We start from the raw sequence: 26,384 nt of genomic DNA, 5'->3' as shown, positions 1-26,384 counted from the left end.
GCGCGCGAGGGCGCGCACTGACACAAGGTTGCGAAGGAATTTGCCTTGTTAATCACACGCGCTAGCTGGCGAACCGTCGCTCGGCTATTCCTTGCACGCCTAACCCGGTAATGGCGAACAACGCGCCACGTTGCTGGCCGTCCGCCGGGAAACGCGGCAGCGGCGGCTTGGCCATGGAGGTCACGAACAGGGTGTCCAGGTTCGGCCCGCCGAAGGTCAGGCTGGTGACCTTCTTCACTGGCATCTGGATGATGCGGTCGACGTGGCCGTCAGGGGTGTAGCGCACCAGTTTTCCGGCGTAGACCAGCGCTTGCCACAGGCAGCCTTCGGCGTCCACGGTGCAGCCGTCGGCGGCGCCACCGCCGGCGGTATCGACCTTGGCGAAGGTGCGGCGGTTGCTCACGTTGCCGGTGGGCAGGTCGTAGTCATAGGCCCAGATCTCGCCGGACCAGGTGTCGCAAAAGTAGAAGGTCTCCCCGGACGGGCTCCAGCACGGGCCGTTGGACACGATGATGCCTTCGTCGAGCGTGTGCAGGCTCAGGTCGGCGTCGAGGCGGTAGAGTTTGGCGCTGGCGCTGTCTTCCAGGGTGTCCATGGAGCCAAAGACAAAGCGGCCCTGGCGGTCGACCTTGCCGTCGTTGAGGCGGTTATCGGGCAGGTGCGGTTCCGGGTCGATGATCAGGTTGAGCTCACCGCTTTTGAGGTCGAGGGTGTGCACACCGTTTTGCAGGGCGACGATCGCCGACTCGCCATAGTGGCGCAGGGCCATGGAGCCGATTTTCTGGCCCACGTCCCAGGCGCGCAGTTCGCGGCCGTCGTCGGTGCAGCGCAGGATGCGGCCGTCAGCACTGTCGATCCAGTAGAGCCGTTGTTGTTCGACGTCCCATATCGGGCCTTCGCCCAGCGTGGTCTTGACGTCCACAAGCACTTCGATACGCATGGTGATCCCCTTATTGTTGTTGTGCGGGATGCAGGCCGCGCGTTGGCACGGCCGTGTTTTTAATGAAACGGCAGGGCTAAAAATTGACTTGGTCACGCCCCTTGAGCCCGAGGATTTCCCGCGCTTGATCCGGCGTGGCGACTGTCAGCCCGAGGGCCTCGATCACCAGGCGAATGCGGCGGACCTGGTCGGCGTTCGAAGCCGCCAATTTGCCCGGGCCGTCCCACAGCGAATCCTCAAGCCCCACTCGCGCATTGCTGCCCATGGACAGGCCCATGGTCGCCAGCGGAATTTGCCCACGGCCAGCACCGAGGATCGACCACACGTAGTCGTCACCAAACAGCCGGTCGGCGGTACGTCGCATGTGCGCCAGGTCTTCCGGGTGCCCACCAATGCCGCCACGCAGGCCGAAAACCGACTGGATAAACAGCGGCGGCTTGAGCAGGCCGCGTTCCAGGAAATGCGCGGCGGTGTAGAGGTGGCCGATGTCGTAGCACTCGATTTCGAAACGGGTGCGGTTCTCGGCGCAGGAATTGAGGATGTGGGTGATGTCGCGGAAGGTATTGCGGAAGATTCGGTCGTCGCTTTCTTCCAGGTAAGGCCGCTCCCAGTCGTGCTTGAACTCGGTAAAGCGGTTGAGCATTTCGTACAGACCGAAGTTCATCGAGCCCATGTTCAGCGAGGCCAATTCCGGCTTGAACTGCATCACCGGCTGCAGGCGTTCTTCCACGCCCATGGTCGGTGCGCCGCCGGTGGTGATGTTGATCACCACATCGCTGGCGGCCTTGATCTGCGGCAGGAATTCGGCGAACAACGCCGGGTCCTGGCTGGGGCGACCGTCAATCGGGTCACGGGCATGCAGGTGAACAATGGCCGCGCCTGCTTCGGCGGCACCGATGGCGGCGTCGGCAATTTCCTGCGCGGTGATCGGCAAATGCGGCGACATGGAAGGCGTATGAATGGCACCGGTTACGGCGCAGGTAATGATGACAGGACGATTTTTGGACATGACGAGACTCCGACTTTTATTCTTATGAAAAAAATCCTGGGTACAGCGCGATGTGTTCTTCCGTGAGTTACAGGTACTCGACGTTTCCGTCGACGCTGATCGCCTGGCCGGTCACGTTGCGTGCGGCAGGGGAACAGAGAAACAAGGCCATGGCGGCCACGTCTTCGGCGGTGACCATGCGTTTGAGGGAAATTTTGTTGAGGTACTCCTGGCGCATCTCGGCTTCGGGCACGCCGACTTGTTCGGCGCGGGCGCGAATCACGCCGTCCATGCGCGGGCCTTCAACGATGCCGGGCAGCAAGGCGTTGACGCGGATGTCGCTTTCGCCCAGCTCCGAGGCCAACGATTTCATCAGGCCGACGATCGCCCATTTGGTCGCCGCATACGGTGTGCGCCACGCGTAGCCCAAGCGCCCTGCCACCGAGGCGATATGCAGCAAATGGCCGTGGGACGATTCCTTGAGCATTGGCACGGCGTGGTGCGCAAAGCGGTATTGCGCCGTCAGATTGATGTTGATGGTGGCTTGCCATTCGGCGTCGCTGATGGCATCGATTCCGCCGGTGGGCCCGGCGATCCCGGCGTTGTTGACCAACACATCAAGGCCACCGAAATGCTCGCGTTGCACCTTGAACACCGCCTCGATCTGGGCGGCGTCACTGACGTCGGCGCGGGTGGCGACACTGCCCGGGTATTTGTCGCGAAACGCGGCCAGGGCCGGCTCGCTCACATCACACACATGCACCTGCGCGCCGGCCTCCAGATACGCCGCCGCCAACACTTCACCAATGCCGGCAGCCCCGCCGGAAATCAACACACGTAACCCAGGATAGGGCTGCAGCCGTTGTAGGACACTCATGCACGTTTACCTCCTGAAGCAGACGACCGCGCGCGGTCGTTCTTGACGAGCAGGCGCGCCAGGGAATCGGCGGCCTGCATGATGTCATCGGTCACCGCCGCGCGGGCGCCGGCGCCATCTCGGGCGGCCAGGGCTTCGACGATGCGCGTATGCGCTTCCATCGAGCGTTGCAGGTGAGCTTTATCGGGGGCGACCAAGGCAAAACACGGGCCCATGTGCAGCCAGAAGTTTTCCACGGCGGCCATGGTCAACTCGGCCTGGGCCACGGCGTAAATGCGCCGGTGAAAGGCGAAGTTGGTCCACAAATAGCGCGACACGTCGACTTCATCCGCGGCGTGCTGCATTTGCCGGCACAGGTCGGTGATTTCATCGAGGTCGTTTTTTTGCAGGAGCAGCACCGCCTTTTCCGCCAGTAACCCTTCAAGAGCCACCCGTGCATCACGAATCTCGCGCAAGCGCTCGACCGTCATCAGGCGTACTCGCAGCCGCGAGGTTTCAGTGACTTCAAAGGCATTTTCAGCGCTGAGACGTTGCAGCGCTTCGCGAACCGGCATGGGGCTGGAGCCCAACGCTTCGGCGAGGCCGCGGATGGTGAGTTTCTGGCCAGGCTGGAAACGGCCACTCATCAGCGCTTCGCGGATCTGGCGATAGACCTGGTCTTGCAAGGTATCGCGGGACACCTGACGCAGGGTGGGCAGGAGGAGCGGGCCATCTGTCATGAGTCAAACCTGTGTTGTCGTTCTTATGGCCTCAATATGTGATCACAAATCAAATATGTCAAATAGTTTCCCGATTCGATTTCAGCTCGATTGACGAGCGGATGAGGGCTGATTCTAATGGCGCATCAATAGACGCAAGGAGCGCTCAACCATGAAATTCGCCTACACCATCCTCTATGTGCCAGACGTGGCCGCGTCGCTGGCCTTCTTCGAAACAGCCTTTGGTTTCAGTCGTCGTTTCCTGCATGAATCGGGCACGTATGGCGAGCTGGAAACCGGCAGCACCACCCTTTCATTCGCCGCGCATGAATTGGGCGAGATGAACTTCAAGGGCGGGCATGTGCAGGCGCATGCTTCGCGCCAGCCATTGGGAATGGAGGTGGGGTTTGTGACTGAAGACGTGCCCGCCGCGCATGCCAAAGCACTTGAACAGGGCGCAGTAGAGCTGTCGCCGCCGAGTACCAAGCCTTGGGGGCAGGTGGTGTCGTATGTGCGTTGCCCGGATGGGACGCTGGTGGAGTTGTGCACGCCGATTCAGAACTGAGTGGAAAAAAATGTGGGAGCGGGCTTGCTCGCGAATGCGGTGTATCAGTAACAAATAGGCTGACTGACACACTGCATTCGCGAGCAAGCCCGCTCCCACATTTCTAACCGAGTGTTCCCGGGATATCAGGGTTTAAGCGGGCGTTCCTGGTCGCGCTCCGACAACTCCGTGCCGTCGTCCGGGTGCTTCCAGGTCTGGGGTTTTTCTTCTTCATGCCGCCGGGGTTGCTCACGTTCCGGCTCATCACGGCGCTTCTGTTCGTCAGCCATTGTCACCTCCCATCCGTAAGATTTGGTCACACCTTCAAGCATAGAACAGCAGCGGTTTTTTTGATGAGCCTGGCGATTGATAGCCTGCGCGCATCAATACATCCAAATTACTCACTTATCATTTCTAAATGTGTCAGCCACTATCCGCGGTCTTAAGCGAAACAAGCACTTTAAAAAGAACGCTGGAGACACAAAACCATGACTAGCCCTTCCCGGCCCGCCTCTGCCCGCTCGAAAGTTGGTGCGGTTTTCCGCGTTACTTCCGGCAACTTCCTCGAACAGTTCGACTTCTTTCTGTTCGGTTTCTACGCCACCTACATCGCTGCTGCGTTCTTCCCCGCCGCCAATGAATTTGCATCATTAATGATGACCTTCGCCGTATTCGGTGCAGGCTTCCTGATGCGACCCCTGGGCGCAATTATTCTGGGTGCCTACATCGATGATGTCGGCCGTCGCAAAGGGCTGATCGTGACGTTGTCGATCATGGCCAGCGGTACGCTACTGATCGTGCTCGTCCCGGGTTATCACACCATCGGCCTGTGGGCGCCCGCGCTGGTACTGCTCGGTCGCCTGTTGCAGGGCTTCTCGGCGGGCGCGGAACTGGGCGGTGTCTCGGTTTACCTGGCTGAAATGGCCACCCCGGGCCGCAAGGGGTTCTACACCAGCTGGCAGTCGGGCAGCCAACAGATCTCCATCGTGGTCGCCGCCGCACTGGGCTATGGCCTGAACGTGTGGATGGAACCGGCCGTGGTAGCCGATTGGGGCTGGCGCATTCCGTTCGCCATCGGCTGCGTGATCATCCCGTTCATCTTCATCCTGCGTCGCAACCTGCAAGAGACCGAAGAGTTCGCCAACCGCAAGCACCGCCCGACCATGCGCGAAGTGCTGGCCACGCTGGTGAAGAACTGGACCGTGGTCATCGGCGGCATGATGATGGTGGCGATGACCACCACCGCGTTCTACCTGATCACTGTGTACGCGCCGACCTTTGGCAAGACCGTGCTGCAACTGAGCACCTCTGACGCCCTGTTGGTGACCTTGCTGGTGGCCGTGTCGAACTTTGTCTGGCTGCCGATCGGCGGCACCCTGAGCGACCGTTTCGGCCGCAAGCCGGTGCTGATCGCCATGACCGCCCTGACCGTGATCACCGCCTACCCGGCGTTGTCGTTTGTGGTCAGCGCGCCAAGCTTCGCCCATATGCTGGAAACCCTGCTGTGGTTCTCCTTCCTCTATGGCATGTACAACGGCGCGATGATTCCGGCCCTGACCGAAATCATGCCGGTGGAAGTGCGCGTGGCGGGCTTCTCCCTGGCGTATAGCCTGGCGACGGCGATCTTCGGCGGTTTCACCCCGGCGATCTCCACCTGGTTCATTCACATCACCGAAGACAAGGCCTCGCCGGCCTACTGGATGATGTTTGCCGCGCTGTGCGCCCTGTGCTCGACCCTGGCGTTGTATCGTCGTGCCGGCAACCGCGGGCAGGTGATGCAGGAGGCGGTGTGATGAAGCCGCTGTTCAAAACCCTGACGGCCCTGGCCCTCGGCGCCCTGGCGCTGACGGCCCAGGCCGAAGAGCTCAAGGTGATGACCTCCGGCGGTTTTACCGCCGCCTATAAATTGCTCGGCCCGCAGTACACCGAGAAAAGCGGCGACACCCTGGACACCATCCTCGGCCCGTCAATGGGCAAGGCGCCGGAAGCGATTCCCAACCGCCTGGCCCGTGGCGAACACGCCGACGTGGTGATCATGGTCGGCTACGCCCTGGATGATCTGATCAAACAGGGCAAGGTCGACAAGGCGTCCCGCGTGGAACTGGCGGATTCGCGCATTGGCCTGGTGGTGAAGGACGGTGCGGCGAAACCTGCGATCGGTACCGATGCCGAGCTTAAAGCGCTGCTGCTCAAGGCCAAATCCGTGGCGTATTCGGACAGCGCCAGCGGCGTGTATGTCGAGAAAGAGTTGTTCAGCAAACTGGGCATGCCGGCCAAAGGCACCATGATCGAACGCATCCCGGTGGCCTCGGTGGTGGCCAAGGGTGATTACGAGGTGGGCTTGCAACAGGTGGCGGAGTTGTTGCCCGTTCCGGGCGTAACGTTCGTCGGCAAGATTCCGGAGGATGTTCAGTCGGTGACACGTTTCGCCGCGGGCATTCCGGTCAACGCCGAACACCCGGCCCAGGCCAAGGCGTTGCTGCAGTTCCTGGCCTCGCCCGAGGCGCAACCGGTGGTGCAATCCACCGGCCTGGACTCGGTATCACACTGACCGAAACGGCATCTCGCGCACTAATCGCTCCAACTCCAGCGCCGCTGGCGGCAATGTCCGCCCGCGGCGTTTTATCAAGCCCACATTGCGCATCACCTGCGGTTCCACAAGCGGCACGCTCACCAGAATCGGGTGCGTGCCCGCCGGCATCGCAATCGACGGCACCATCGCCACGCCCAGGCCCGCTTCCACCAGCCCGATCATCGTGGTCACGTGGTGCGTCTCGCAGATGCTCGGTTTTTTCACCCGCACGCCACGCAACGCCTGATCCAGCAGGAAACGGTTGCCGGAGGTTTTGTCCACGGTAATGTAGTCATGCTCATAGGCTTCGGCCCAGGTCACGCTCTCGCGCTCGGCCAATGGGTGATCACGGCGACAGGCCAGCACATAGCGCTCTTGCAGCAGCAGTTCGAATTCCACTTCATCGGCCAGGCTGCCGCTGAAACTCACGCCGAAATCCGCCTCGCCGCTTTCCACCGCATTGCACACTTCACCGGCACTGGCATCGAGCACGCGCAGGCGAATCTTCGGGTACAGCTTGTGGAACTCGGAGATCACGTGGGGCATGAAGTAATACGCCGTGGACGGCACGCAGGCGATGGTCACATTGCCCATGCGCGTAGACGCCACATTACTGATCCCCATCAAGGCAACATCGAGGTCATCGAGCATACGCTCGACCTGTGGCAGAAATGCGCGCCCGACCATGGTCAGGCTGACCCGTCGCGTGGTGCGTTCGAACAGCTTCACGTCGAGGGCCGATTCCAGCTTTTCGATGCGCCGACTGAGTGCCGGCTGCGAGATACGGATGGCCTCGGCGGCGCCGCGAAAACTGCCCTTGTCCACCACGGCGCGAAAGGCCTGGAGGTCGTTGAGGTCGAAGTTGATGATCACGGGAGTGGGCCAGAGTAGACGATGTGGGGGGCATTATCGTATGAGCAGGGATGGGGCGCCATGTGTGCTGATGCCGGTTTGGATCAATAACCCTGCTACAAATATGAAGTCATACATATCAGCAGGTTATTTGACCACTGGCGCTACACGGTCGAAAAAAAGCGTCAATACTTTCGACCTGACCTACTCAGCGGAAGACATAAATGCCCATGGAAACCTGCCAGAACGCTCTCCCTTTTTGGATCGACGACGAGATGCCGGATGTCGGCGTCGACCACCTGCTTCTTGCTTCACGCCAATGGTCGAGTAGGATTGAATCCTACTCAACGCCTGCGGACCTCAACATGCGCTCAACCCAGCAAATGAGCATTACCTTGCCAATCGAAATGGCGGCACTGGTCAAGGCCAAGGTCGCGACCGGTGAATACGCCACGGAAAGTGAAGTGATACGCGACGGCCTCAGAGCCCTGATGGCACGCGATCGCGCTATGGAAGACTGGTTGCGCGATGAAGTGATTCCAGCGGCTGTGGCACTCAAGGCTGATCCCGATAGAGCCTTGTCCGCCGGGCAGGTTCGCGAACACATGGCGGCCAAGCGTCAACGAAAAGGTACCGAGAAACCATGAGCTATTCGGTCGCCTTTTCACCCGAGGCGCTGGCTCAACTCGATGCCCTTGAAGACTACATCAGCGATACCGGATCCCCCGTTACAGCGGGGCGCTTTATCGACAGCATCATCAACTATTGTGAAAGCCTTTGCGTGTTCCCGTTACGTGGCACACGACGTGATGACCTGCTACCCACCCTGCGCATCACTCACTACCGGCGCACCACCGTTATCACTTTCATGGCGGACCCCGTCACTGAAACAGTGTCGATCGTCGGGGTGTTTTATGGAGGGCAGAATTACGCCGCTTTTTTAAACGATGATAGTGACTGATTTCGTTTGGTCACACCGCTGAACGATGGGTGAGCAACTCGTGTCTACCACCACGCGGATTGCCAGGTTGGCACCGACCCGATCCCTGACAAGGTTTGGCAAAAAAACCCTCGATTCCAGTCAGATCGGTTCGTTTTAGTATAAATTGCTTACAGTTTATCTATGACATTCAAGGAGGTTACCCGTGGCAACTCTGCAAGCGACTACGATCCAGGCCCTGCAAAATAACCGCACTTCCCTGCTCTCCGAGTGGGTTGCCAGCCAGGAAGCCACAGGCGCCACGCGTAACCTCAAGGAAGACGACGTCAAACGTCAGACAGGCGAGTTCCTCAGCCTGTTGACCGGCGCACTTGAGAACAATGGTTCACAAAATACCAACCTGGAAAACTGGGCAGAAACCCGGGCTTTCCTGGAAAAGTTGTCCCATAGCCGCGCGCTGGCCGGCCAGGACTCGCAGCAGACCGCCAGTTTCATCTTCGCCCTGAAAGGCCCGCTGTTCGCCCTGTTACAGCGCGAATATGCGAGCAACCCATCGCAATTGGCCGAACAGCTGTGGGAAATCTCCGAGCTGCTCGACGCGCTGGGTATGCACACCATCCGCACCTTCCAGAAATCCCGCGAGTCGGTGATCAAGCGTCAACAGGAAGAACTGCTGGAACTCTCCACCCCCGTCGTCAAATTGTGGGACGGCGTACTGGCCCTGCCGATGATCGGCACGCTTGATTCGCAACGCACCCAGGTGGTGATGGAGTCGCTGCTGCAGCGCATCGTCGACACCGGCGCAGAAATTGCCATTATCGACATCACTGGCGTGCCGACCGTCGACACCCTGGTGGCCCAACACCTGTTGAAAACCGTGACGGCGATTCGCCTGATGGGCGCCGACTGCATCATCAGTGGCGTGCGTCCGCAAATTGCCCAGACCATCGTCCACCTCGGCCTCGACCTGCAAGGCGTGGTCACCAAAGCCAACCTCGCCGACGCACTGGCGTTAGCCCTCAAGCGCTTGGGCGTCACCGTCACCAAGGCGGTTTAAGCATGGAACGCATCCCTATTTTGCAGATGGGCGAGTTTTTGCTCGTGACCATCCAGGTCGATATGCATGACCAATTGGCGCTGACGCTTCAGGACGATTTGTCCGAGCGTATCAGCCGCACTTCGGCGCGTGGCGTATTGATCGATATCTCGGCGCTGGACATGGTCGACTCGTTTATTGGCCGCATGATCGGCACCATCTCCGGCCTGTCGCGGATCATGGACGCCCAGACCGTACTGGTGGGCATGCAACCAGCCGTCGCCATCACCCTGGTGGAGTTGGGCATGACCTTGCCTGGGGTGGCCACCGCGCTCAACGTCGAGCGCGGCATGAAACTGTTACGCGATCGGGTAGAACACTCATGACCCACGCCAGCAACGGCACGCACCCCGTGCTGATTGAACAGGATGTTGTGCTGGCTCGGCAATTGGTGCGAAAACTCGCGCAGGAATGCGGCATGCGGCTGATCGACCTGACCAAGCTGGTAACAGCCGTCAGCGAACTGGCGCGAAACACCGTGGTGTACGGCGGTGGCGGCTATATGGACTGGGCGATCATCGAAAAAGATCACCGCGCCGGCGTGCGCCTCACCTTTCGCGATGAAGGCCCGGGTATTCCGGACTTGAAGTTGGCGATGACCGACGGCTGGACTTCCGGCAGTGGCTTGGGCCTGGGGTTGACCGGGGCCAAACGCCTGGTGGATGAGTTTGAACTGGACACCGCGCCAGGCCAGGGCACCCGTGTGACGATCACACGATGGGCTTGAATATTCCCAGTGCGTTGACGCAAGTGTTGTTGATTGAAGAGGTCAGCCAGGTGGGACACGCCCGGCGCACGGCACAACAATTGGCCGAGGGCATCGGCTTCGATGAAACCGACGCCGGCCGCGTAGCCTTGGTCGCAACCGAGCTCGCCAGCAACATTCTCAAGCACGCCGACCATGGCGAATTGCACCTGAGGGCTACGGGCAATGGCGGTGTCGAGATGATTGCCGTCGACCGAGGGCAAGGGTTTGATGTCAGCAGCGGCCTGGTAGACGGGTTCTCCACAGGTGGCACTCAGGGCATTGGCCTGGGTGCCATCGCGCGCGTGGCTCAGGTGTTCGATGTGTACACCGATCAACGTGGCTCCGCGATTTTGGCCAGGCTGACACCCCGTTCAAGCGTCGTGAAAGACATTCGCTACGGCGTCAGTCAGCACTCACTGCACCACGACCCGCACTGCGGCGACGCCTGGCACCTGGCAATCGAGCCGGAGCGTTTCAGCGTGATGATGGCTGACGGATTGGGCCACGGTGAGTATGCAGAACAGGCCGCCCGTGCCGGTGAAGCGGTATTCGCGAAAGAAGCGTTTCTCGACGCACAGGTGTTGATGAGCGACATGCACATCGGCATGACGGGGACCCGCGGCGCCGCCATGGCCGTCGCCCAATACGATGCTGGAACGGACCGACTGCGTTTTACCGGTGTGGGGAATATCGGCGGCAGCCTGATCAGCCCCGGAAAGTCGCGCGGTTTGGCCTCACACCCTGGCATCGTCGGTGTGCAGTTTCGCAAGGCACAACCCTTCGACTACGCTGAAGTGGCCGGGCAGTTGCTGATTTTGTACAGCGACGGCCTGCAGTCACGCTGGAACCTGTCGGACTATCAAGGGCTTGTCTATCGTCACCCCGCCCTGATCGCTGCCATTTTGCACCGTGACTTTTGTCGCGGCCGGGATGATGTCACCGTGTTCGTGATTGCCCTGGAGGCTATTGATGTCTGAATCCACTGCCTCGCTCCTCAAGGAAGTCCAGCAACTTCGCCAGGAAGCGGATGCGTTGCGCACTGAATTGGACGAGACCAACCAGGGCGTGCTGGCGCTGTATGCCGAACTGGATATGCAGGCTGACCAACTGCGCCAGGCGTCGGACCTGAAAAGCCGCTTCCTGTCGTACATGAGTCACGAATTTCGCACCCCGCTGGGCTCGATCCTGAGTATCACCAGCCTGCTGGCGGATGAGCTGGATGGCCCGCTGAGCCCCGAGCAACACACCCAGGTCGGTTTTATCCGCAGCTCGGCACGCGAACTGCGCGAGATGGTCGATGACTTGCTGGACCTGGCCAAGATCGAGGCCGGGCGCATCACCATTTCGCCGGCCTGGTTTGACATGCTCGATCTCTTTTCGGCCCTGCGCGGGATGTTCCGCCCCATTGTCGACGGCTCCAGCGTCGACCTGATTTTCGAAGAGCCTTCCGGCCTGCCGCGCCTGTACACCGATGACAAGAAGCTGGCGCAAATCCTGCGCAACTTCATTTCCAACGCCCTGAAATTCACCCTGCAAGGCGAGGTTCGCGTCTCGGCAAGCATGCTCGGCGATCAGGAAATACGCTTCGCGGTGCATGACACCGGGCTCGGCATCGCTGCGGAGCTGCACAACAACCTGTTCGAAGATTTTTCCCAGATCGACTCCCCCCTGCAAAAACGCTTGCGCGGCACCGGCCTGGGCCTGTCACTGTGCAAGCGCTTCGCTGAATTGCTGGGTGGACGGGTCGGTGTGGAGAGTACGCCGGGCGTGGGCTCAATGTTCTACGTGATCATTCCTCTGTCCATTGCCAGTGAGAACGTCGATGAAACGTGATATCCAACTGCTGATCGTCGACGACAACGCCGCCACGCGCTACGCCTTGCGCCGCCGACTGGAGCGCCATCGTTTCGTCGTCAGCGAAGCCGGCACCGGCCAGGAGGGGCTGGACCAGATCGCCGGAGGAAAGATCGATGCGCTGATTCTGGACGTCAACCTGCCGGACATGAGCGGCTTCGATATCGTGCGTAAACTGCGCGCCGATCCCGCCACGGCATTGCTGCCCGTGGTGCATGTTTCCGCGGCGTCCATCGAGACCGGCGACATCATCACCGGCCTGGACGCCGGGGCCGATGCCTACCTGATTCACCCCGTGGACCCCGACGTGCTGCTGGCCACCTTGCGCACGTTGCTGCGGGTGCGTGACACCGAATATGCCCTGCGCGAAAGCGAGGCGCGTTTTCGTGAGATTTTTTTCAACATCAGCGCGCCGATTGCCGTGATGGATGCGCAACTGAAAGTCCACGAATGCAACCACGCCTTTGCTCAGTTGATCCTCGACAACCGCAACCCCGACGCCTTGCAGGAATGCTTTGCTGACGATCAGCAAGCCGTCCTCTCCGAGCTGTGCCTCGGGCTGTCAGGTGGAGAGCGCTGGAAAGGCACGCTGCAGATGCACGTCGAGGGTCAGCTGCGTGAAACCGAATGGCAGATCTCACCTTATAACCGCGCCGATTTGAGCCTGGTGTTTGTCGAGGACGTCACGGAACACCGCCATCGCGAGCGTCATCAACAGGCTGAGCTGGCAAACGCCACCACTCAACTGGCGCGCACCGAGGCGCAGTTGCTGCAGGCGCAAAAAATGGACGCCCTCGGCAAACTCACCGGCGGCATTGCCCACGACTTCAACAATCTGCTGACCGGGATTATTACCAGCCTGGAACTGATCAAGAAGCGCATCGAAGCCGAGCGCACTGACAAGGTCGTCCACTATGCCGATGCTGCCCTGAGTTCTGCGCTCAGTGCCGCCGGGCTGACCAACCGGTTGCTCGCCTTCGCGCGCCAGCAACCTCTGGACACGCGGCCGATCGACATCAACGCGCATATCCGCTCGCTCGAAGAACTGCTGGTACGCACCATCGGCGAACACATCGCGCTGAAACTGGAGCTGACCACCAGTACGGCCGTGGCGATGGTCGACCCGATCCAGCTGGAAAGCGCCGTGCTCAACCTGGTGATCAACGCCCGGGATGCGCTGCCCCAGGGCGGTATCATCTGGGTCACGACCTACCCGGCGTACTCCAACGGCAACCTCAAAATGGAAAACGGCCCCTACATCGCGTTGTCGGTGCGCGACAACGGCGTGGGTATCGAACACAGCGTAATCGACAAGGTTTTCGACCCGTTCTTCACCACCAAACCGGTGGGCCAAGGCACCGGGCTGGGGCTGTCGACCATTTATGGTTTTGCTCGCCAGTCCGGCGGGGATGCGCAAATCCGCAGCGTCACGCGCCAGGGCACCGAAGTGACCATCATGCTCCCTGCCGCTGCCGGCCCCGCCGCCGTCAGCGCTGTGGCCAAGGTCGTGGCGGCGCCGGGTGTGAGCAGCGGCGAGCACGTGCTGATTGTCGAGGACATGCCCTCGGTGCGCAGCTTTGTCGCCGAAGTGCTGGTAGACGCCGGGTACCACTGCACCCTGGCGGCGGACGGTGACGAAGCCATCGGCATCTTGCAGGCCGACCCGTCCATTAACTTGTTGCTGACTGACGTGGGCCTGCCGTACATGACCGGCCGCGAACTGGCGGACGTTGCACGCGCGCTACGCACTGATTTACCGATCCTATTCATGACCGGCTACGCGGAAAACGCGGCAAATCGTCAGAGCTTCCTGGGTGAGGGCATGGACCTGATCGCCAAGCCATTTCATATCAATGAGCTGCTGGAGAAGATTCGGCGCGGTCTGGAGCGGCGGTTTTAAGTGCCGTGAAAGGGGGACACCCGTGGCGACACCGGGGTGAAATTGCCCGGCAAGCTTGGTAGGGTTGCCGGCGCTCTACCCTACTCGAATGGCTGCTGGCGCTGATCAATGACTCAAACCACAAGAAAAAATCGACCGCTGCGAACGTCCGTCGCAGCACTTGGCCTGCTTGGCGTCGCAACCCTGGGCTTTTTCGCCTGGCAGAGTTTTTATCCCGTAAGGGCGACTGACGGCTGGGCCGTTCAGGTGGTGCACCGCGACGTGCCCAAGGCCGCATCGCTGATGCCCCTGACGGACGGCTCGCTGATGGTCAGCCAGGAACTCAACGACGCCAAGGGCAGCATCGTGCGCATTCATCCGGACGGTGCACGCGAAGTGGTGGTGGCCAACCTGTCCAAACCTGACGGCATGTTCGCCACCCGCGGAGGCTGGGTGTTCAGCCAGGAAACCGGCGACGCGCCCGTCAGCTTTCTCAAGGACGGCGTGGTCACCGAACTGTTCCGCGGCAAAAACGTGCAGGGCTTGTGGGCCGAGGGCGACGATCTGTACGCCATTGAGGACCGCAAGGAAAATGGACGGATTTTGCGCTATCGCTGGAGCGATCAATCCCTGACCGTACTGCGCGACAAACTGCATGAAGGCGAATCCATCGCGCGATGCACTGACGGGCGGATGCTCTACACAGAGAAGAAAAAAGGCGTGGTGCGCGAGCTGACCGACGACCACAGCGACCCGGTGGTGCTCAAAGGCCTGAACAAACCGACCTTTCTGATGTGTGATGAACGCGGGCTGTGGGTCAATGAAGACTCGACGCATCGGGCTCGGTTGTTGCTGATTGATCCGCAGGGCCGTCAGCAGACGATCCTGTCGTTCTTGAAGGCGCCGCAGTCGATTGTGCGGATAGGCGACGGGACTTATCTATTGGCCGAAGGTGGTCGCGACCGCATATTGAAGCTCGTGAGCCAATCGCTGACGGTTGCCAGCGACGGCGTAAAGCACTAGTGCAGCGCAACATCGATTACTGGCAAGTCCCACCTTTGTGATGCGAGCCAGTTCCGCCGACCGGATGCGTGCCCTTCGGGCATGCTGCCGCAAACATAGGGGTTACGGCTAATACCACCAGCAAACCCAACAACGACAGTTTCCTCATAACATCCTCCGTGACCATCACGACGCGTGATGGCACAAGGATATCACGCCTTTCTCCACCCCTGCGAATCCCCGAAAAACGCCTGCGCATTACTGTCCAGTGTCTCCAGGTGATAACCACCCTCCTGCACGATCACACACGGCAACCCCAGCCCGCGAATGCATTCCCCTAACCGTGCGAACCCTTCACGCGTCACCGCGACTTTGCTTTGCGGGTCCAGCTCGTAGATATCAAACCCCAGGGACAACACCAGCACCTCTGCCGAGAAATCTTTCACCGCCGCCAGGGCGAGTTCGAGCTTTTCGAAGAACAGCGCTTCACTGGCACCGTGAGGCATTGGCAGGTTGAGGTTGAAGCCTTCACCCGAACCGGCACCGCGCTCTTCGGCAAAACCCGCTACGCCGGGATAGAAGTTGGTGGGGTCGCCGTGGATCGACACATACAGCACGTCGTCGCGGTCGTAGAAAATCTCCTGGATACCCTGGCCGTGATGCATGTCGGTATCCAGCACGGCGACGCGCTGGAAGCCTTCGCGCAAGACTTGCGCCGCTACCGCCGCGTTGTTGATGTAGCAGAAGCCGCCCGCCGCGTCGTAACGGGCGTGATGGCCAGGTGGGCGGCATAAGGCGTAGGCGGCTGGCGCACCCTCGAGAATGTCCTTGGCCGCCGCGACGGCACTTTGCGCAGACCAGTAGGCGGAGCGCCAGGTGAGTTCACCGACAGGGCAACTGCCGTCCGCCAGATAGCGCGCAGCCTGGGCGAGAATGCCGCGCAGGGCGTTGGGTTCGCGCACGAAAATGTTGGACATGACTTCGTCGCCCCAGTCTTCGGGGATTTCTTTCCAGCGTTGGTGCGCTTCCTCGAGGAACGTCAAATAGGCCGCGCCGTGTACTGCGAGCAATGGCGCAAGGCCGGAGTCAGCAGGTTGCTGAATGTCGAAACCCAGGGCTTGCGCGGCCAGCAACAGGTTGCGCGCACGCTCGGGGATTTCCTGAGGTGTGCGCATCTGGCCACGGGAGTAGTAACTGCGCGGATGGTGCAGGAGTTGTTCAGGGTGGAAATAAGTACGCATCAAGTGCTCCTGGATGATCACGGAACCTGTGGGAGATTCTATGGTTTGGAGGAAGCCCCCAAACCTGCTTTTGCCGATCGTTCCCACGCTCTGCGTGGGAATGCATGTTGTGACGCTCTGCGTCACCTGGCGCCGGACCTTGACTACCCGCCGATTTCGGGACGCGGAGCGTCCAGGGCGGCATTCCCACGCAGAGCGTGGGAACGATCAATGGGCTGGCACGCCCCCATGTGGGAGCTGGCTTGCCAGCTCCCACTTCTGAATGGGGTATGGCTTGGAAAATCAGTGAGCCCGGCCGGCGCGTTGCAGTACGGCGTTGAGCAATACGTCGGTGCCTTTTCGCACGTCGTCGGGCAACACGTCTTCGGCTTCGTTGTGGCTGAGGCCGCCGACGCAGGGAATGAAGATCATCGCCGTCGGGCAATAGCGCGCCAGGTGGATGGCGTCGTGACCGGCGCCGCTGACGATGCGTTGCTGGCTGTAGCCCAAAGCGTCTACCGACGACTGCACGCACGCGACGCACTCGGCATCGAATGGCGTGGCCGGGCTGACCCAGTGCGGGTTGATGCTGACGCTCAGGCCGCGCGTGTCAGCGATGGTCTGCAGGCGCGCGCGCACGTGTTGCTCCATGGCCTCGATGTCGGCGTCACGGTGATGGCGCAGGTCTACGGTGAAATTCAGCAAGCCGGGAATGGTGTTGCGCGACGACTTGGCAATGCTCAATTCGCCGACAGTGGTCAGGCCTTCGGGGGCAAAGTCCGCCGCGAGGTTTTCCAGAGCCTGGATCATGTGCGCGGCGCCATACAGCGCGTCCTTGCGCAGCGGCATCGGCGTGGTGCCCGCGTGCGCGGCCATGCCTTCGACGCGCACGTCGAGCCAGCGAATGGCTTGACCGCCCGTGACCACGCCGATGCTCTTGGCGTTGTCTTCCAGAATCGGACCTTGCTCGATATGGGCTTCGAAATAGGCATCCACCGCGCCCCCCATCGGACGTTTGCCGCTGTAGCCCGTGGCCTGCAACGCGTCAGCCACACGGATACCGTCGACATCAGCCGTGGCGAGCGCTGTGTCCAGCGCCAAGGCCCCGGTGAACACCGCCGAGCCGAGCATGGCGGGCGTGAAACGGGCGCCCTCCTCGTTCGTCCATACTGCGATTTCCAGCGGTTTGCGGGTCTGAATGCCGTGATCATCGAGGCTGCGCAGCACTTCCAGGCCGGCCAGTACACCGTACACACCGTCGAAGCGGCCGCCTTCGGGCTGGGTGTCGAGGTGGCTGCCCATCATGACCGGGGCAGCGTCCTCGTCAGTGCCGACACGGCGGGCGAACAGGTTGCCGATAGCATCCACGCTCAGGCTCAGCCCGGCGGCGGTGCACCAGTGACTGAACAGCTCGCGGCCAGCCTGGTCTTCAGCGCTCAGGGCCAGGCGGCAACTGCCGCCGCGTGCGGTGGCGCCTACTTCGGCCATGGCCATCAGGCTTGCCCACAGGCGTTCGCCATTGATTTTCAACATTACGCAATCTCCATCATTTCAACGCGATGGGCAGCGGCATGGCGGCGCGACAACGCCAGTACACACAGCAGCGACACCGCCGCGATCAGGCTATAAAACACTGCCATCGGCCACCATTGACCCTGGTATTCATGGGCCAGCCAGGTGCCGATCAACGGCGTCAGGCCACCGGCCAGCGCGCCGCATACCTGGTAAGCCAGGGAAATCGCGGTGTAGCGCACGCGGGTCTCAAACAGGCCACTGACGAAGCCTGCGATCACCGCATAAAACGAGGCCATGCACACCACGGCCAACGCGATGCCGAGGATGATCAACGGCGCCTGGCCGCTGCTGACCAGCACAAACATGGGGTAAGGCGAGGCCATCGCCAGCACGGTCATGGCGCACAGGAAACGCGTGGCGCCCACCTTCTCGGCCACCCAGGCAGCCAGTGGCTGAACACAGAACTGGATGATGGCAACAAAGAACAGGCACTCCAGAATCAGCGAGCGCGGCAGGTTCAGTTGCTGCGTGGTGTAGGCAATCATGAAGGTGTTGGTGAAATACACACCGGCGATGCCCAGGGTGTTGGCGCCGATGCACAGCAACAGCGGGCGCCAGGCGGTTCTCAAGACTTCGATCACCGGCGCCTGGTCTTTCTTGATGGCCCGTGCTTTTTCCGCGAGGGCTTTGTCTTCAAGGAACTCGGGCGACTCGTTCACACCCAGGCGAATCGCCAGGCCCACGATCAACAGTAACGCGCTGGCCAGAAATGGCAGGCGCCAGCCCCAACTCAGCAAGTCGTCTTCCGGCAAACGGGTCACCGCACTGAACGCCAGCAGCGACAGGATCAACCCCGCCGGGCTGCCCAATTGCGCGAAGGAGGCAAAGAAGTTGCGACGCCCTTTAGGCGCGTGCTCGCCGGCCATCAACACCGCCCCGCCCCACTCGCCCCCGACGGCAATGCCTTGCACCACGCGCAACAGGATCAACATGACCGGTGCCGCGACGCCGATCTGAGCGTAGGTCGGCAACAGGCCGATACACACGGTGACTACGCCCATCATCACCAGCGTGATCACCAGCGATTTCTTGCGCCCGATGCGGTCGCCGATATGCCCGAACACGATGCCGCCCAGCGGCCGCGCGAAAAAGCCCACGGCAAAGGTGCCGAACGCGGCCATGGTGCTGAAGAGTTTGTCTTCGGAGGGGAAAAACAGTTGGCCAAACACCAGCGCAGCAGCGGTGGCGTAAATGTAAAAGTCGTACCACTCGATCATGGTGCCGATAAAAGCGGCGGCCGCAGCACGGCGCGGCTGCGGCGAAGCGGAAGGCTTCATGGGGCTGGCTCCTTTGATTATTTTTTTGGCAGGAGAAGGTCAAACCGGTGCGCTCTGATGGCGCTTGTCAGGGGTGATTTATCGTCGCGGGGCTATGATTAGTCAATTTTCTATTTATTATTCCGATTATAAATTCTGCTTATTATTGGACGCTGCCATGTCTGAGACTCGTCGCGATATTCACCCATTGCTCAACGACCGCCTGGACTGGAATCTGCTGCGCACCTTCCGCGTGATCGGCCAGGAACTGAGCATCAGCCGCGCCGCCGCGCGCCTGCACCTGACCCAGCCAGCCATCAGCCAGGCACTCAAACGCCTGGAAGAACAGCTCGACTGCCACCTCATCGTGCGCCGAGGCCCGCGCTTCGTGCTCACCGAAGCCGGTGAGCAGATCTTCGCAATCGCCGGCGAGATGTATGGCCAGGTGTCGCAGATGAGCAACGCCCTGCAAAAGCCCGGCGACGAAGTGATCGGCAAAGTGCGCCTGCTGATGATCAGCCGCATCAACTCGGACACCTTTGACGACTTCCTCGCAGGTTTTCACCGCGAGCATCCCCGCGTGGACCTGGACGTCGAGGTGATGCGCAGTTCAGACATCGTCGCCGCCCTCCTGGAAAAAACCGCAACCCTGGGCCTGAGCCTCAATCGCCGGCCACAACCGCGCCTGGAACAGCACCTGTTCCTGCGCCAGCGTTATGCGTTTTTCTGCGGGCGGCACCACCCGCTGTTCGGGCACAGTGGGTTGGTCGAGGGGGATTTGCAGTCGGAAAACTTCGTGAGCTTCACCAGCGACCAGATTGGCGGAATGCTTTCGCCCTTGACGATCTTCCGTGATCAGCAGGGGTTCAGCGGACGGATTGTGGCGTCGTCCTCCAGCCTTGAAGAAGTGCGGCGCTTGGTGATTGCCGGGTTTGGCCTGGGCTGCTTGCCGATTCACGTGGTGGCCGACGATGTGAGAAACGGCCTGTTGTGGCGGCTACCACCGGATGAAGGCATTGCGGATGTGGATATTCACCTGCTGTGGAATCGGGAGCAGAAGATGAGCCGGGCGGAGACGCACTTTATTCAAAGGCTTACCCAACACTTGGCGGGGTGAATAAAATGCCCTTTGATTCGAAAGCATCAGCTGTCCTGATTCCCAAAACGCTGTAGAAAGTGCATCAAACTGCCGACCATCCCTTGCGCGGAGGGCGTCGGAATGTCCGCCAGGATACGTTCCTGATCAGCAGCAGGTTCAAAGGCAAGATCAAGCATGTCATCAACCTCATAACCGGCTGCCTGGAGTTTTGGCGCATGCTCCAGCACAAACGCCCGGACATGAAGAGGCTCGCCAGCAAGGTTGTTCATTTCACTGCCGTTAAAACCTGCAGCCTGAAGCCTTGTCGCGTTAGTCAGGACAAAGTTCTGCTGGGGCGCGGGCTGCTGGGAGAGCTGATTCATCTCTGTACCCTTGAAACCCGCTGCACTGAGCGTCTGCGCGTGTTTCATGACAAAGCGCTGCTCCGCGGCTGACCGTTGCGCCAGCCCGTTCATGCCATCACCGTTGTAACCCCACGCATGGAGCGTCTGTGCGTGAGCCTGGACAAACGCCTGCTGCGCAGCCGGCCGCTGCGCCAGCGCGTTCATGTCATTACCTTTGTAACCCCACGCATGGAGTGTCTGTGCGTGAGCCATAACAAACGCCTGCTCCGGAGCCGGCCGTGAAGCCAGCTGGTTCGTGTGCTCACCGCTAAAACCTACTGTGGAGAGTGCATGCGCATTCGCCAATGCAAAGCTCTGTTCCTCTTCAGGCAGCTCCGCCAGACTGTTCATCTCACCCCCTTTATAACCCGCTGCCTGTAGCGTTCGCGCGTGGGTCAAGACGTAGGTCCGCTCATGGGCCGACAGGGTGGAGAGCCAAGTCATTTCATAGGCGGTAAACCCTCTCTCACGCAAGGTCTGACTGTTAGCCAGGACGAAGCGCTGGTCACGGGCAGGCATTCCACCTAGCGCGGTCATCTCGTGCGGTTGGTAACCTGCTGCCTGGAGCACATGACCATGAGTCAAGACAAAGTCCTGCGCTTGCGCAGAGTGTTTGGCCAGTTCGTCCATAGCAAACTCGCCAAAACCCAACGCATGGAGCGCGTCTCCGTTGGTCACCAAAAAGTTCTGCCTGGGCGATAGCTCCCGATCCACTATGGATTTGAAGTGTTTACTGACTCCTCGCAAGTTCAGTTTATGCAGGGCGCCGTCTTCCCCGGCTTTATTGGCAATGCGCGCCAGAAGTTCGTTTGGCAGACTCGGCAGCAGCCCCTCAAAATCCTGGGCGAAGGTTAATTTGGGAGTATCGCCACCCTCAGAACGATCAAACGAAGTGGCGATAAAGTGCTTGAGCTGGCCCTTGGTATCGACTTGAGCGCGCACTTCAAAAGCGTGCGCTGGATCGGTTTGGCTATGCGGGCTCTTCGCACAATAGCGATAACACACATCATCGCTGTCTGATTTCGGCTCCCCTATCTGAGTGATCTCTCCTATTGGGGTGAGCAGGGCTGCCAACAGCGGTTTGTTCATCCCTTTATCGAGTTTAAAACTGCCCACGCGAACGCGGCGACCATTGAAGATGATCTGCGAGGGCACGCCTTGCGCTTTCTGCGGAACGGGTGGGGCCGAAGCAACTGGACGCGAGGGCTGCGTCTGTGCAGCGGGTTCAGATATAGGAGGACGGACGCCAACAAAAGGAGCACCAATTTTATTCATGAGAGGGCCGATCTCCAGGGATGCAAATAGAAGTGAGTGGCGCCCGACAGAAATCGGTTCCCTCCACTGATCATCGCGACAGCGACCTGAGGCTGACTGCACAATTGGCGCACTTTGCAAGTCACCTGGCGCCCTCCCGCTAGTGTAGTCAGCGCTTCCATCACCCATCCTTTGTGCTCTGGCTCCTTTAGCCGTCTCACACAAAGAGGTGTTCACATGCCCAACGTCTGGTTTATCACCGGCAGTTCCCGTGGCCTCGGCCGCGCCATTACCGAGGCGGCTTTGCGCGCAGGGGATCGAGTTGCGGCCACTGCGCGTAATACTCGTCAGTTGGACGATTTGGTCGCCGAGTTCGGTGACGCGGTTTTCCCGCTGGCGCTGGACGTGACCGACAACAAACAAGTCGTACAGGCTGTCGAGGCGGCAGCGGCGCAATTTGGCCGCCTGGATGTGGTGGTCAATAACGCAGGTTACGGCGATGTGGCGTCGGTGGAAGATGTAACGCCGGAAGATTTCAAGGCACAGATCGACACCAACTTCTATGGTGTAGTGAACGTGAGCAAGGCCGTGGTGCCGGTGCTGCGCCGCCAGGGCAGCGGGCATATCATTCAGGTATCGTCCCTCGGCGGGCGTATTGGCATGCCGGGGCTGGCGGCTTACCAGAGTGCGAAATGGGCCGTCGGCGGGTTTTCGACGGTGCTGGCGCAGGAAGTCGGACCGTTGGGCGTGCAGGTAACAGTGCTGGAGCCGGGCGGCATGCGCACGGATTGGTCGGGCAGTTCGATGACGATTCCACCGATCAGTGAACCCTACCAGCAAACCGTCGGTGCACTCGTGCAACTGATCGGCTCCCCGGGCATTCTGCCGACCGCTCCGGCGCGGGTGGCCGAGATAGTGCTGGAGTTGGCCCTGAGCAAAGACGCGCCGCTGCGCCTGCTGATCGGTGCGGATGCCGTGCAATACGCCGCGAGGGCAGCCGAAGACTTGGCCGCTTCCGACAAGAAATGGCATGACCTCAGCGTGTCGGCCTCTGACTGATGTGATCCTTTGACAGAGAGGTGCCCCATGCCTGACACACGCCAATCGCGCTTCAATATCCCGGATGTTTTCTGGCAAGCCCTGAAAAACATTGGGCTGGAACCGTCAGCGGTGTTGCGTCAGGCACGCTTGCCGGTGACGCTCAACCTGCATGAGCGTCGTGACCGTCGCCAGGTCAGCACCCAGGAGTTTTTTCGGCTATGGGAGGCGGTGAGCGTGCTCAACACGGACCCGGCGGCCGGCATCCTGCTGGTCACCCGACTGGACAGCACCACATTGCCACCTTCCAGCTTTGCGGCGTTTATTGCCCGCGACTTTCGCGATGGTTTACAGCGCCTCGCGCGCTTCAAGCAGCTGTGCACGCCCGAGCGTGTCAGGCTGACCGAAGAGGGAAATACCTGCACAGTGACCATCGATTGGTTGCGCACGCAAGAGCACTCCCCCACCTTGCTGATCGACGCAGCGTTTGCCACCTTCGTCGAGCTCGGACGTCGGGGATCAGGGGTGCGCATTATTCCGCGCAGTGTCGAGTTGGCGCGACCGCACAACAGCAGTCATGCATTGGCCGATTTTTTCGGGTGCCCTGTACGCTTCGGCGCCCAAAGAAACGCCCTGGTGTTCGACACCGCCGATTTAAGCCGGCCATTTCCCGGCCACAATCCCGAACTGCTGGAAATGCTCAACCCGAGTTTGGTCGCCGCACTGGCCGAAGCCAACGCGCCCACCACCATCAGTCAGCAGGTCAAAAACGCCCTCAAGCGCATCCTCGCCAGCGGCCGGCCCGAAATGCTCGAAGTGGCGCGGGAGATGGGCATGAGCGAACGCACGTTGCAGCGGCGCATTACCGAGGAAGGCACCCGTTTTCGCCAACTTATGCTGGAGACGCGCCAGGAAGTGGTGCGCCATCTGTTGAGCGAGCCGTCGATTGAGATAGACGAGATTGCTTGCCTGTTAGGGTACGAAGACACCAATTCTTTCTACCGTGCATTTCGCACTTGGGAAGGTACAACGCCCGCGCGCTGGCGTGCGTCGTTGAACCCGTCAACTCACTAGGGTCTTCTCAACGCTGCCGGCCATGATCTGCAAATCCTCCAAAGGGTTTCTGCCGATCAGCATGAACGCATGGGAGGGGTTGGACCAAAACACCACGTTCATCCCCCGGCGTTGCTCGGTAGTGATGGGTTGCGCAGCCTTTTTGCTGGCCGTGATGCACAACGCCAGGGGGCCATGGCGCGGGTCCAGGTAGGTCAGTTGTCCGATCAACACGCCGTCATAGTCGAGGATCTGCGCACGCCGGAACTCGGCGCCGGGCAGGTTTACCGCATCAGGGGATAATGGCAAACCCAGCTGCGCGCCTACAGCGCTGAGTTGGGCGAGGTGCGAGGCCGGATCGGTGCTGAGATTTTCCAGGGTTTGCGGCGTGTACAAGGCCATGTACTCCGCGACGGAGGCACGCCAGCCTTGGCCGGATTCCGTGCGCGGCCAGCTCATGAACAGACGGTCGGCAAGCACGCCGGCCACCGCAAAACTTGCGGCGGCAGACAGAAAGCCACGTCGGCTGAACGCAGCTGTTTGTGTGGTCGGCAACGTCTTGAGCATCGCCTGCAGACGTTCGTCGGGCGCTTGATGCAGCACTGAATCGAAGGCCGTCTTGAATGGCAAGTCAGCGCAGTGCAACGCCTCCAGGCGGGCGGCCAGATCAGGGTCTGTTTGAATCTGGTCGGCAAGTAACTGGTGCTGTTGCGTGTCCAATTCACCGTCCAGATAGGCGACCAACAGTTCATCGGACGGTAAGTGAGTGCGAGTCATCGCCGTTCTCCGCTGGATTTTTCCGACAAGGCTTTCGAGGGCGCCGTTTCTGCAAGCTTCAGGCGGGCAGCCGCCAACCGGCTCATCACCGTCCCGATCGGAATGTGCAGCACCTCGGCGATCTCCTTGTATGAAAGCCCTTCCACGTACGCCAGAAAAACCGTCTCCCGCTGCGCTTCGGGCAGCCCGTTTACACGCTTGATCACCTGCGCGGCCAACACCTGTTCCTGAGCCTGGCTTTCGCCGTCAAACGACAGCTCCTGCTCGGCGTCGACAAACCCCTGCCCTTGGCGCACTCGCTGCGAACGCAGCTCGTTGAGCCAGATCGAATGCATGATCGCCAGCAACCAACGATCCAGGCGCGTGCCGGACGCAAACTGCCCGGCACGCTCCAACGCCCGCACGCAGGTGGCCTGAACCAGGTCTTCGGCCACGTGCTTTTGCCGCGACAACACCCACCCGTATCGCCATAAACGCGGCAACAACAGGCTCAACTCGCGACGAAACTCAGCCTCTGTGGTGATGGCTGCACCCTGCCCTTTCACTCATCGGTTTCAGGCCTGCGGCGCCGCCGCGATGGCTTCGGCGAGGTCTTCGTATTCTTCGCAGGTGGTGCTGCACAAGGCTTTGATTTTCACCAGTTGCTCCTGGGCCAGATCGACCCGGCCCTTGATCACGTAGGCTTCACCCAGGTACTCGCGAACCTGGGCGTAGTTGGGGTCCAGCGCGACTGATTTCAGGTAATAGCCGATGCCTTCATCGGTGCGCCCGAGTTTGCGAGTGGCATAACCGCGATAGTTGAGGGCCTTGGCGGTGTTCGGGTCTTGCAGAGTGTCGAGCAGGGCGAGGGCCTCGTCGTAGCGGCCATCTTTGGCCAAACGGTAGGCGTAATCGGTGCGGTCTGCGTCGGAGGTAGCCTTGCTGGTTTGCAGCACGCATTTACCGGTCTTGGTGTCCCAGACCTGGCCTTTGGGGCAGTTGGGCTTTGGCGGCGCCGATTCGTCACCTGAAGCATGGGCTTGGCCGGCAAACAATGCCGCCGTCAGGCAGGCGCCGAAAATGAGATTCTTCATGGTGGTCATGCTCCGTAACGATTTGGGGGATACAGAAGCCCTGTTTATTTTTGAACGGCATTCATTTTTGAACAGCTCCGGGCAGCATACGGCGCAAGGTGTTGTCGCCCATCACACAGTGATGCCACAGCGCAGCCACGGCATGCAGCCCCGCCAGCAAAATGATCGCCCAGGCCACATTGTTATGCAGGCCGCCGAGTGTGCCGCGCCACTCGTGATCAATCACAAAGGGGGCCGGGATGGGGAACAACCCGAAAAAGTTGAACGGCTCGCCCTGGGCCCAGCGAAACAAAAAGCCCAACACAATCTGCGCCAGCAGCAACAGGTACAGGAGACCATGCGCCATTTTCGCCAGCAGGTTAAGCGCGGGGTGACTGTCGGCTTTCAAGCGATTGCCGCCGGACAGGCGCCAGATGATTCGCGCGGCGATCAACACCGCCAATGCAATGCCAAGGGAGATATGCACCGATTGCAGGCCCTTGCGCAGTGGCGTGCCCTTCTCCAGGTTTTCCCAGATGTGCGCACTGGCGAACATGAAGATCACCACGGCGGCGGTCAGCCAGTGGAAGGTGCGGGTCAGGCGGTCGTAGCGGGCGACGGTGGTGTTCATGGGCATTTCCTGGGTGGTCTGTGGGGTGAACACCGCAGCGCGGGAAGATATTCGGT

General features: G+C 60.5%; 29 protein-coding genes. 15 read left to right on the top strand and 14 right to left on the bottom strand.

Annotated features, from left to right (window positions below; genetic code table 11):
* Positions 1-61: 61 nt before the first annotated feature.
* The 4 genes from BFW87_RS19280 to BFW87_RS19265 form a co-directional block, all read right to left on the bottom strand.
* The gene (locus BFW87_RS19280) at positions 62-940 is read right to left on the bottom strand and encodes an SMP-30/gluconolactonase/LRE family protein (protein WP_078741320.1); all 879 of its coding nucleotides are present in this window, start codon (positions 938-940) and stop codon (positions 62-64) included.
* Positions 941-1,016: 76 nt separating this feature from the next.
* A complete protein-coding gene (locus tag BFW87_RS19275) occupies positions 1,017-1,949 on the bottom strand; it encodes a 3-keto-5-aminohexanoate cleavage protein (protein WP_078741319.1) in 933 nt (310 codons plus the stop codon).
* 67 nt (positions 1,950-2,016) lie between these two features.
* Positions 2,017-2,805, bottom strand: a complete 789-nt coding sequence (locus BFW87_RS19270) for an SDR family oxidoreductase (RefSeq protein WP_078741318.1) — start codon at positions 2,803-2,805, stop codon at positions 2,017-2,019.
* Complete coding sequence (locus BFW87_RS19265; protein WP_078741317.1) at positions 2,802-3,524, bottom strand: GntR family transcriptional regulator; 723 nt, start codon at positions 3,522-3,524, stop codon at positions 2,802-2,804. The genes BFW87_RS19270 and BFW87_RS19265 overlap by 4 nt, the downstream gene beginning before the upstream one ends.
* 151 nt (positions 3,525-3,675) lie before the next feature.
* On the opposite strand from BFW87_RS19265, the gene BFW87_RS19260 reads away from it, so the two are divergent.
* A complete protein-coding gene (locus BFW87_RS19260; RefSeq protein ID WP_078741316.1) occupies positions 3,676-4,068 on the top strand; it encodes a VOC family protein in 393 nt (130 codons plus the stop codon).
* 125 nt (positions 4,069-4,193) lie between these two features.
* Here BFW87_RS19260 and BFW87_RS32015 read toward each other — a convergent pair whose 3' ends face one another.
* Entirely contained in the window at positions 4,194-4,337 is a 144-nt protein-coding gene (locus BFW87_RS32015; RefSeq protein ID WP_176159781.1) for a hypothetical protein, read from the bottom strand.
* A gap of 198 nt (positions 4,338-4,535) precedes the next feature.
* Between BFW87_RS32015 and BFW87_RS19255 the strand changes: the two genes are divergently transcribed.
* Positions 4,536-5,840 carry an MFS transporter gene (locus tag BFW87_RS19255; RefSeq protein ID WP_078741315.1) on the top strand — a complete coding sequence of 435 codons (1,305 nt, stop codon included), beginning with the start codon at positions 4,536-4,538 and terminating at the stop codon, positions 5,838-5,840.
* Positions 5,840-6,598 carry a substrate-binding domain-containing protein gene (locus tag BFW87_RS19250; protein WP_078741314.1) on the top strand — a complete coding sequence of 253 codons (759 nt, stop codon included), beginning with the start codon at positions 5,840-5,842 and terminating at the stop codon, positions 6,596-6,598. The genes BFW87_RS19255 and BFW87_RS19250 overlap by 1 nt, the downstream gene beginning before the upstream one ends.
* Here BFW87_RS19250 and BFW87_RS19245 read toward each other — a convergent pair.
* On the bottom strand, positions 6,590-7,492 hold the full coding sequence (locus tag BFW87_RS19245) for a LysR family transcriptional regulator (protein ID WP_078741313.1): 903 nt from the start codon (positions 7,490-7,492) through the stop codon (positions 6,590-6,592). The two genes, BFW87_RS19250 and BFW87_RS19245, sit on opposite strands and share 9 nt — an antisense overlap.
* A gap of 203 nt (positions 7,493-7,695) precedes the next feature.
* On the opposite strand from BFW87_RS19245, the gene BFW87_RS19240 reads away from it, so the two are divergent.
* The 9 genes from BFW87_RS19240 (at position 7,696) to BFW87_RS19200 (ending at position 15,011) form a co-directional block, all read left to right on the top strand.
* Positions 7,696-8,118, top strand: a complete 423-nt coding sequence (locus BFW87_RS19240) for a ribbon-helix-helix domain-containing protein (protein ID WP_254865916.1) — start codon at positions 7,696-7,698, stop codon at positions 8,116-8,118.
* Positions 8,115-8,432 (top strand): type II toxin-antitoxin system RelE/ParE family toxin, encoded by a 318-nt coding sequence (locus tag BFW87_RS19235; protein ID WP_078741312.1) that lies wholly within the window; start codon positions 8,115-8,117, stop codon positions 8,430-8,432. The genes BFW87_RS19240 and BFW87_RS19235 overlap by 4 nt, the downstream gene beginning before the upstream one ends.
* Before the next feature lie 184 nt (positions 8,433-8,616).
* Complete coding sequence (locus tag BFW87_RS19230) at positions 8,617-9,468, top strand: STAS domain-containing protein (protein ID WP_078741311.1); 852 nt, start codon at positions 8,617-8,619, stop codon at positions 9,466-9,468.
* Between the two features lie 2 nt (positions 9,469-9,470).
* The gene (locus BFW87_RS19225; RefSeq protein ID WP_017254285.1) at positions 9,471-9,833 is read left to right on the top strand and encodes an STAS domain-containing protein; all 363 of its coding nucleotides are present in this window, start codon (positions 9,471-9,473) and stop codon (positions 9,831-9,833) included.
* Positions 9,830-10,234, top strand: coding sequence for an anti-sigma regulatory factor (locus BFW87_RS19220; RefSeq protein WP_078741310.1), 405 nt, complete (start codon positions 9,830-9,832; stop codon positions 10,232-10,234). The genes BFW87_RS19225 and BFW87_RS19220 overlap by 4 nt, the downstream gene beginning before the upstream one ends.
* On the top strand, positions 10,225-11,232 hold the full coding sequence (locus tag BFW87_RS19215; protein ID WP_078741309.1) for an ATP-binding protein: 1,008 nt from the start codon (positions 10,225-10,227) through the stop codon (positions 11,230-11,232). Before BFW87_RS19220 ends, BFW87_RS19215 begins: the two co-directional genes overlap by 10 nt.
* Positions 11,225-12,088, top strand: coding sequence for a sensor histidine kinase (locus BFW87_RS19210; RefSeq protein ID WP_078741308.1), 864 nt, complete (start codon positions 11,225-11,227; stop codon positions 12,086-12,088). Before BFW87_RS19215 ends, BFW87_RS19210 begins: the two co-directional genes overlap by 8 nt.
* Entirely contained in the window at positions 12,078-14,009 is a 1,932-nt protein-coding gene (locus BFW87_RS19205; protein ID WP_078741307.1) for a response regulator, read from the top strand. Before BFW87_RS19210 ends, BFW87_RS19205 begins: the two co-directional genes overlap by 11 nt.
* 108 nt (positions 14,010-14,117) lie before the next feature.
* Entirely contained in the window at positions 14,118-15,011 is an 894-nt protein-coding gene (locus tag BFW87_RS19200) for a hypothetical protein (RefSeq protein ID WP_078741306.1), read from the top strand.
* A 191-nt stretch (positions 15,012-15,202) separates the two neighbouring features.
* On the opposite strand, the gene BFW87_RS19195 is transcribed toward BFW87_RS19200, so the two are convergent.
* The 3 genes from BFW87_RS19195 to BFW87_RS19185 form a co-directional block, all read right to left on the bottom strand.
* Complete coding sequence (locus BFW87_RS19195; protein WP_078741305.1) at positions 15,203-16,231, bottom strand: histone deacetylase family protein; 1,029 nt, start codon at positions 16,229-16,231, stop codon at positions 15,203-15,205.
* A gap of 282 nt (positions 16,232-16,513) precedes the next feature.
* Positions 16,514-17,743 carry a Zn-dependent hydrolase gene (locus BFW87_RS19190; RefSeq protein ID WP_078741304.1) on the bottom strand — a complete coding sequence of 410 codons (1,230 nt, stop codon included), beginning with the start codon at positions 17,741-17,743 and terminating at the stop codon, positions 16,514-16,516.
* Positions 17,743-19,062, bottom strand: a complete 1,320-nt coding sequence (locus tag BFW87_RS19185; RefSeq protein WP_078741303.1) for an MFS transporter — start codon at positions 19,060-19,062, stop codon at positions 17,743-17,745. The genes BFW87_RS19190 and BFW87_RS19185 overlap by 1 nt, the downstream gene beginning before the upstream one ends.
* Before the next feature lie 157 nt (positions 19,063-19,219).
* Here BFW87_RS19185 and BFW87_RS19180 point away from each other — a divergent pair, with 157 nt between their 5' ends.
* Positions 19,220-20,158, top strand: coding sequence for a LysR family transcriptional regulator (locus BFW87_RS19180; protein ID WP_078741302.1), 939 nt, complete (start codon positions 19,220-19,222; stop codon positions 20,156-20,158).
* A gap of 26 nt (positions 20,159-20,184) precedes the next feature.
* Here the strand turns inward: BFW87_RS19180 and BFW87_RS19175 are convergent, their stop codons facing one another.
* Complete coding sequence (locus BFW87_RS19175; protein ID WP_078741301.1) at positions 20,185-21,678, bottom strand: hypothetical protein; 1,494 nt, start codon at positions 21,676-21,678, stop codon at positions 20,185-20,187.
* 336 nt (positions 21,679-22,014) lie between these two features.
* On the opposite strand from BFW87_RS19175, the gene BFW87_RS19170 reads away from it, so the two are divergent.
* A complete protein-coding gene (locus BFW87_RS19170) occupies positions 22,015-22,836 on the top strand; it encodes an SDR family NAD(P)-dependent oxidoreductase (protein WP_078741300.1) in 822 nt (273 codons plus the stop codon).
* Positions 22,837-22,863: 27 nt separating this feature from the next.
* Positions 22,864-23,889: an AraC family transcriptional regulator gene (locus tag BFW87_RS19165; RefSeq protein ID WP_078741299.1), complete on the top strand. Its 1,026-nt coding sequence runs from the start codon at positions 22,864-22,866 to the stop codon at positions 23,887-23,889.
* On the opposite strand, the gene BFW87_RS19160 is transcribed toward BFW87_RS19165, so the two are convergent.
* The 4 genes from BFW87_RS19160 to BFW87_RS19145 are packed head-to-tail and all read right to left on the bottom strand — an operon-like array spanning position 23,878 to position 26,328.
* Positions 23,878-24,645: an anti-sigma factor family protein gene (locus BFW87_RS19160; protein ID WP_078741298.1), complete on the bottom strand. Its 768-nt coding sequence runs from the start codon at positions 24,643-24,645 to the stop codon at positions 23,878-23,880. The two genes, BFW87_RS19165 and BFW87_RS19160, sit on opposite strands and share 12 nt — an antisense overlap.
* A complete protein-coding gene (locus BFW87_RS19155) occupies positions 24,642-25,139 on the bottom strand; it encodes an RNA polymerase sigma factor (RefSeq protein ID WP_078741339.1) in 498 nt (165 codons plus the stop codon). The genes BFW87_RS19160 and BFW87_RS19155 overlap by 4 nt, the downstream gene beginning before the upstream one ends.
* A gap of 60 nt (positions 25,140-25,199) precedes the next feature.
* Complete coding sequence (locus tag BFW87_RS19150; RefSeq protein ID WP_078741297.1) at positions 25,200-25,727, bottom strand: tetratricopeptide repeat protein; 528 nt, start codon at positions 25,725-25,727, stop codon at positions 25,200-25,202.
* Positions 25,728-25,779: 52 nt separating this feature from the next.
* Entirely contained in the window at positions 25,780-26,328 is a 549-nt protein-coding gene (locus BFW87_RS19145; RefSeq protein WP_078741296.1) for a cytochrome b, read from the bottom strand.
* Positions 26,329-26,384 lie beyond the last annotated feature (56 nt).

Source organism: Pseudomonas fluorescens (genome assembly GCF_002022275.1).
GTDB classification, from domain to species: domain Bacteria; phylum Pseudomonadota; class Gammaproteobacteria; order Pseudomonadales; family Pseudomonadaceae; genus Aquipseudomonas; species Aquipseudomonas fluorescens_AJ.
This window is presented reverse-complemented; position numbering and strand designations above follow the sequence as displayed.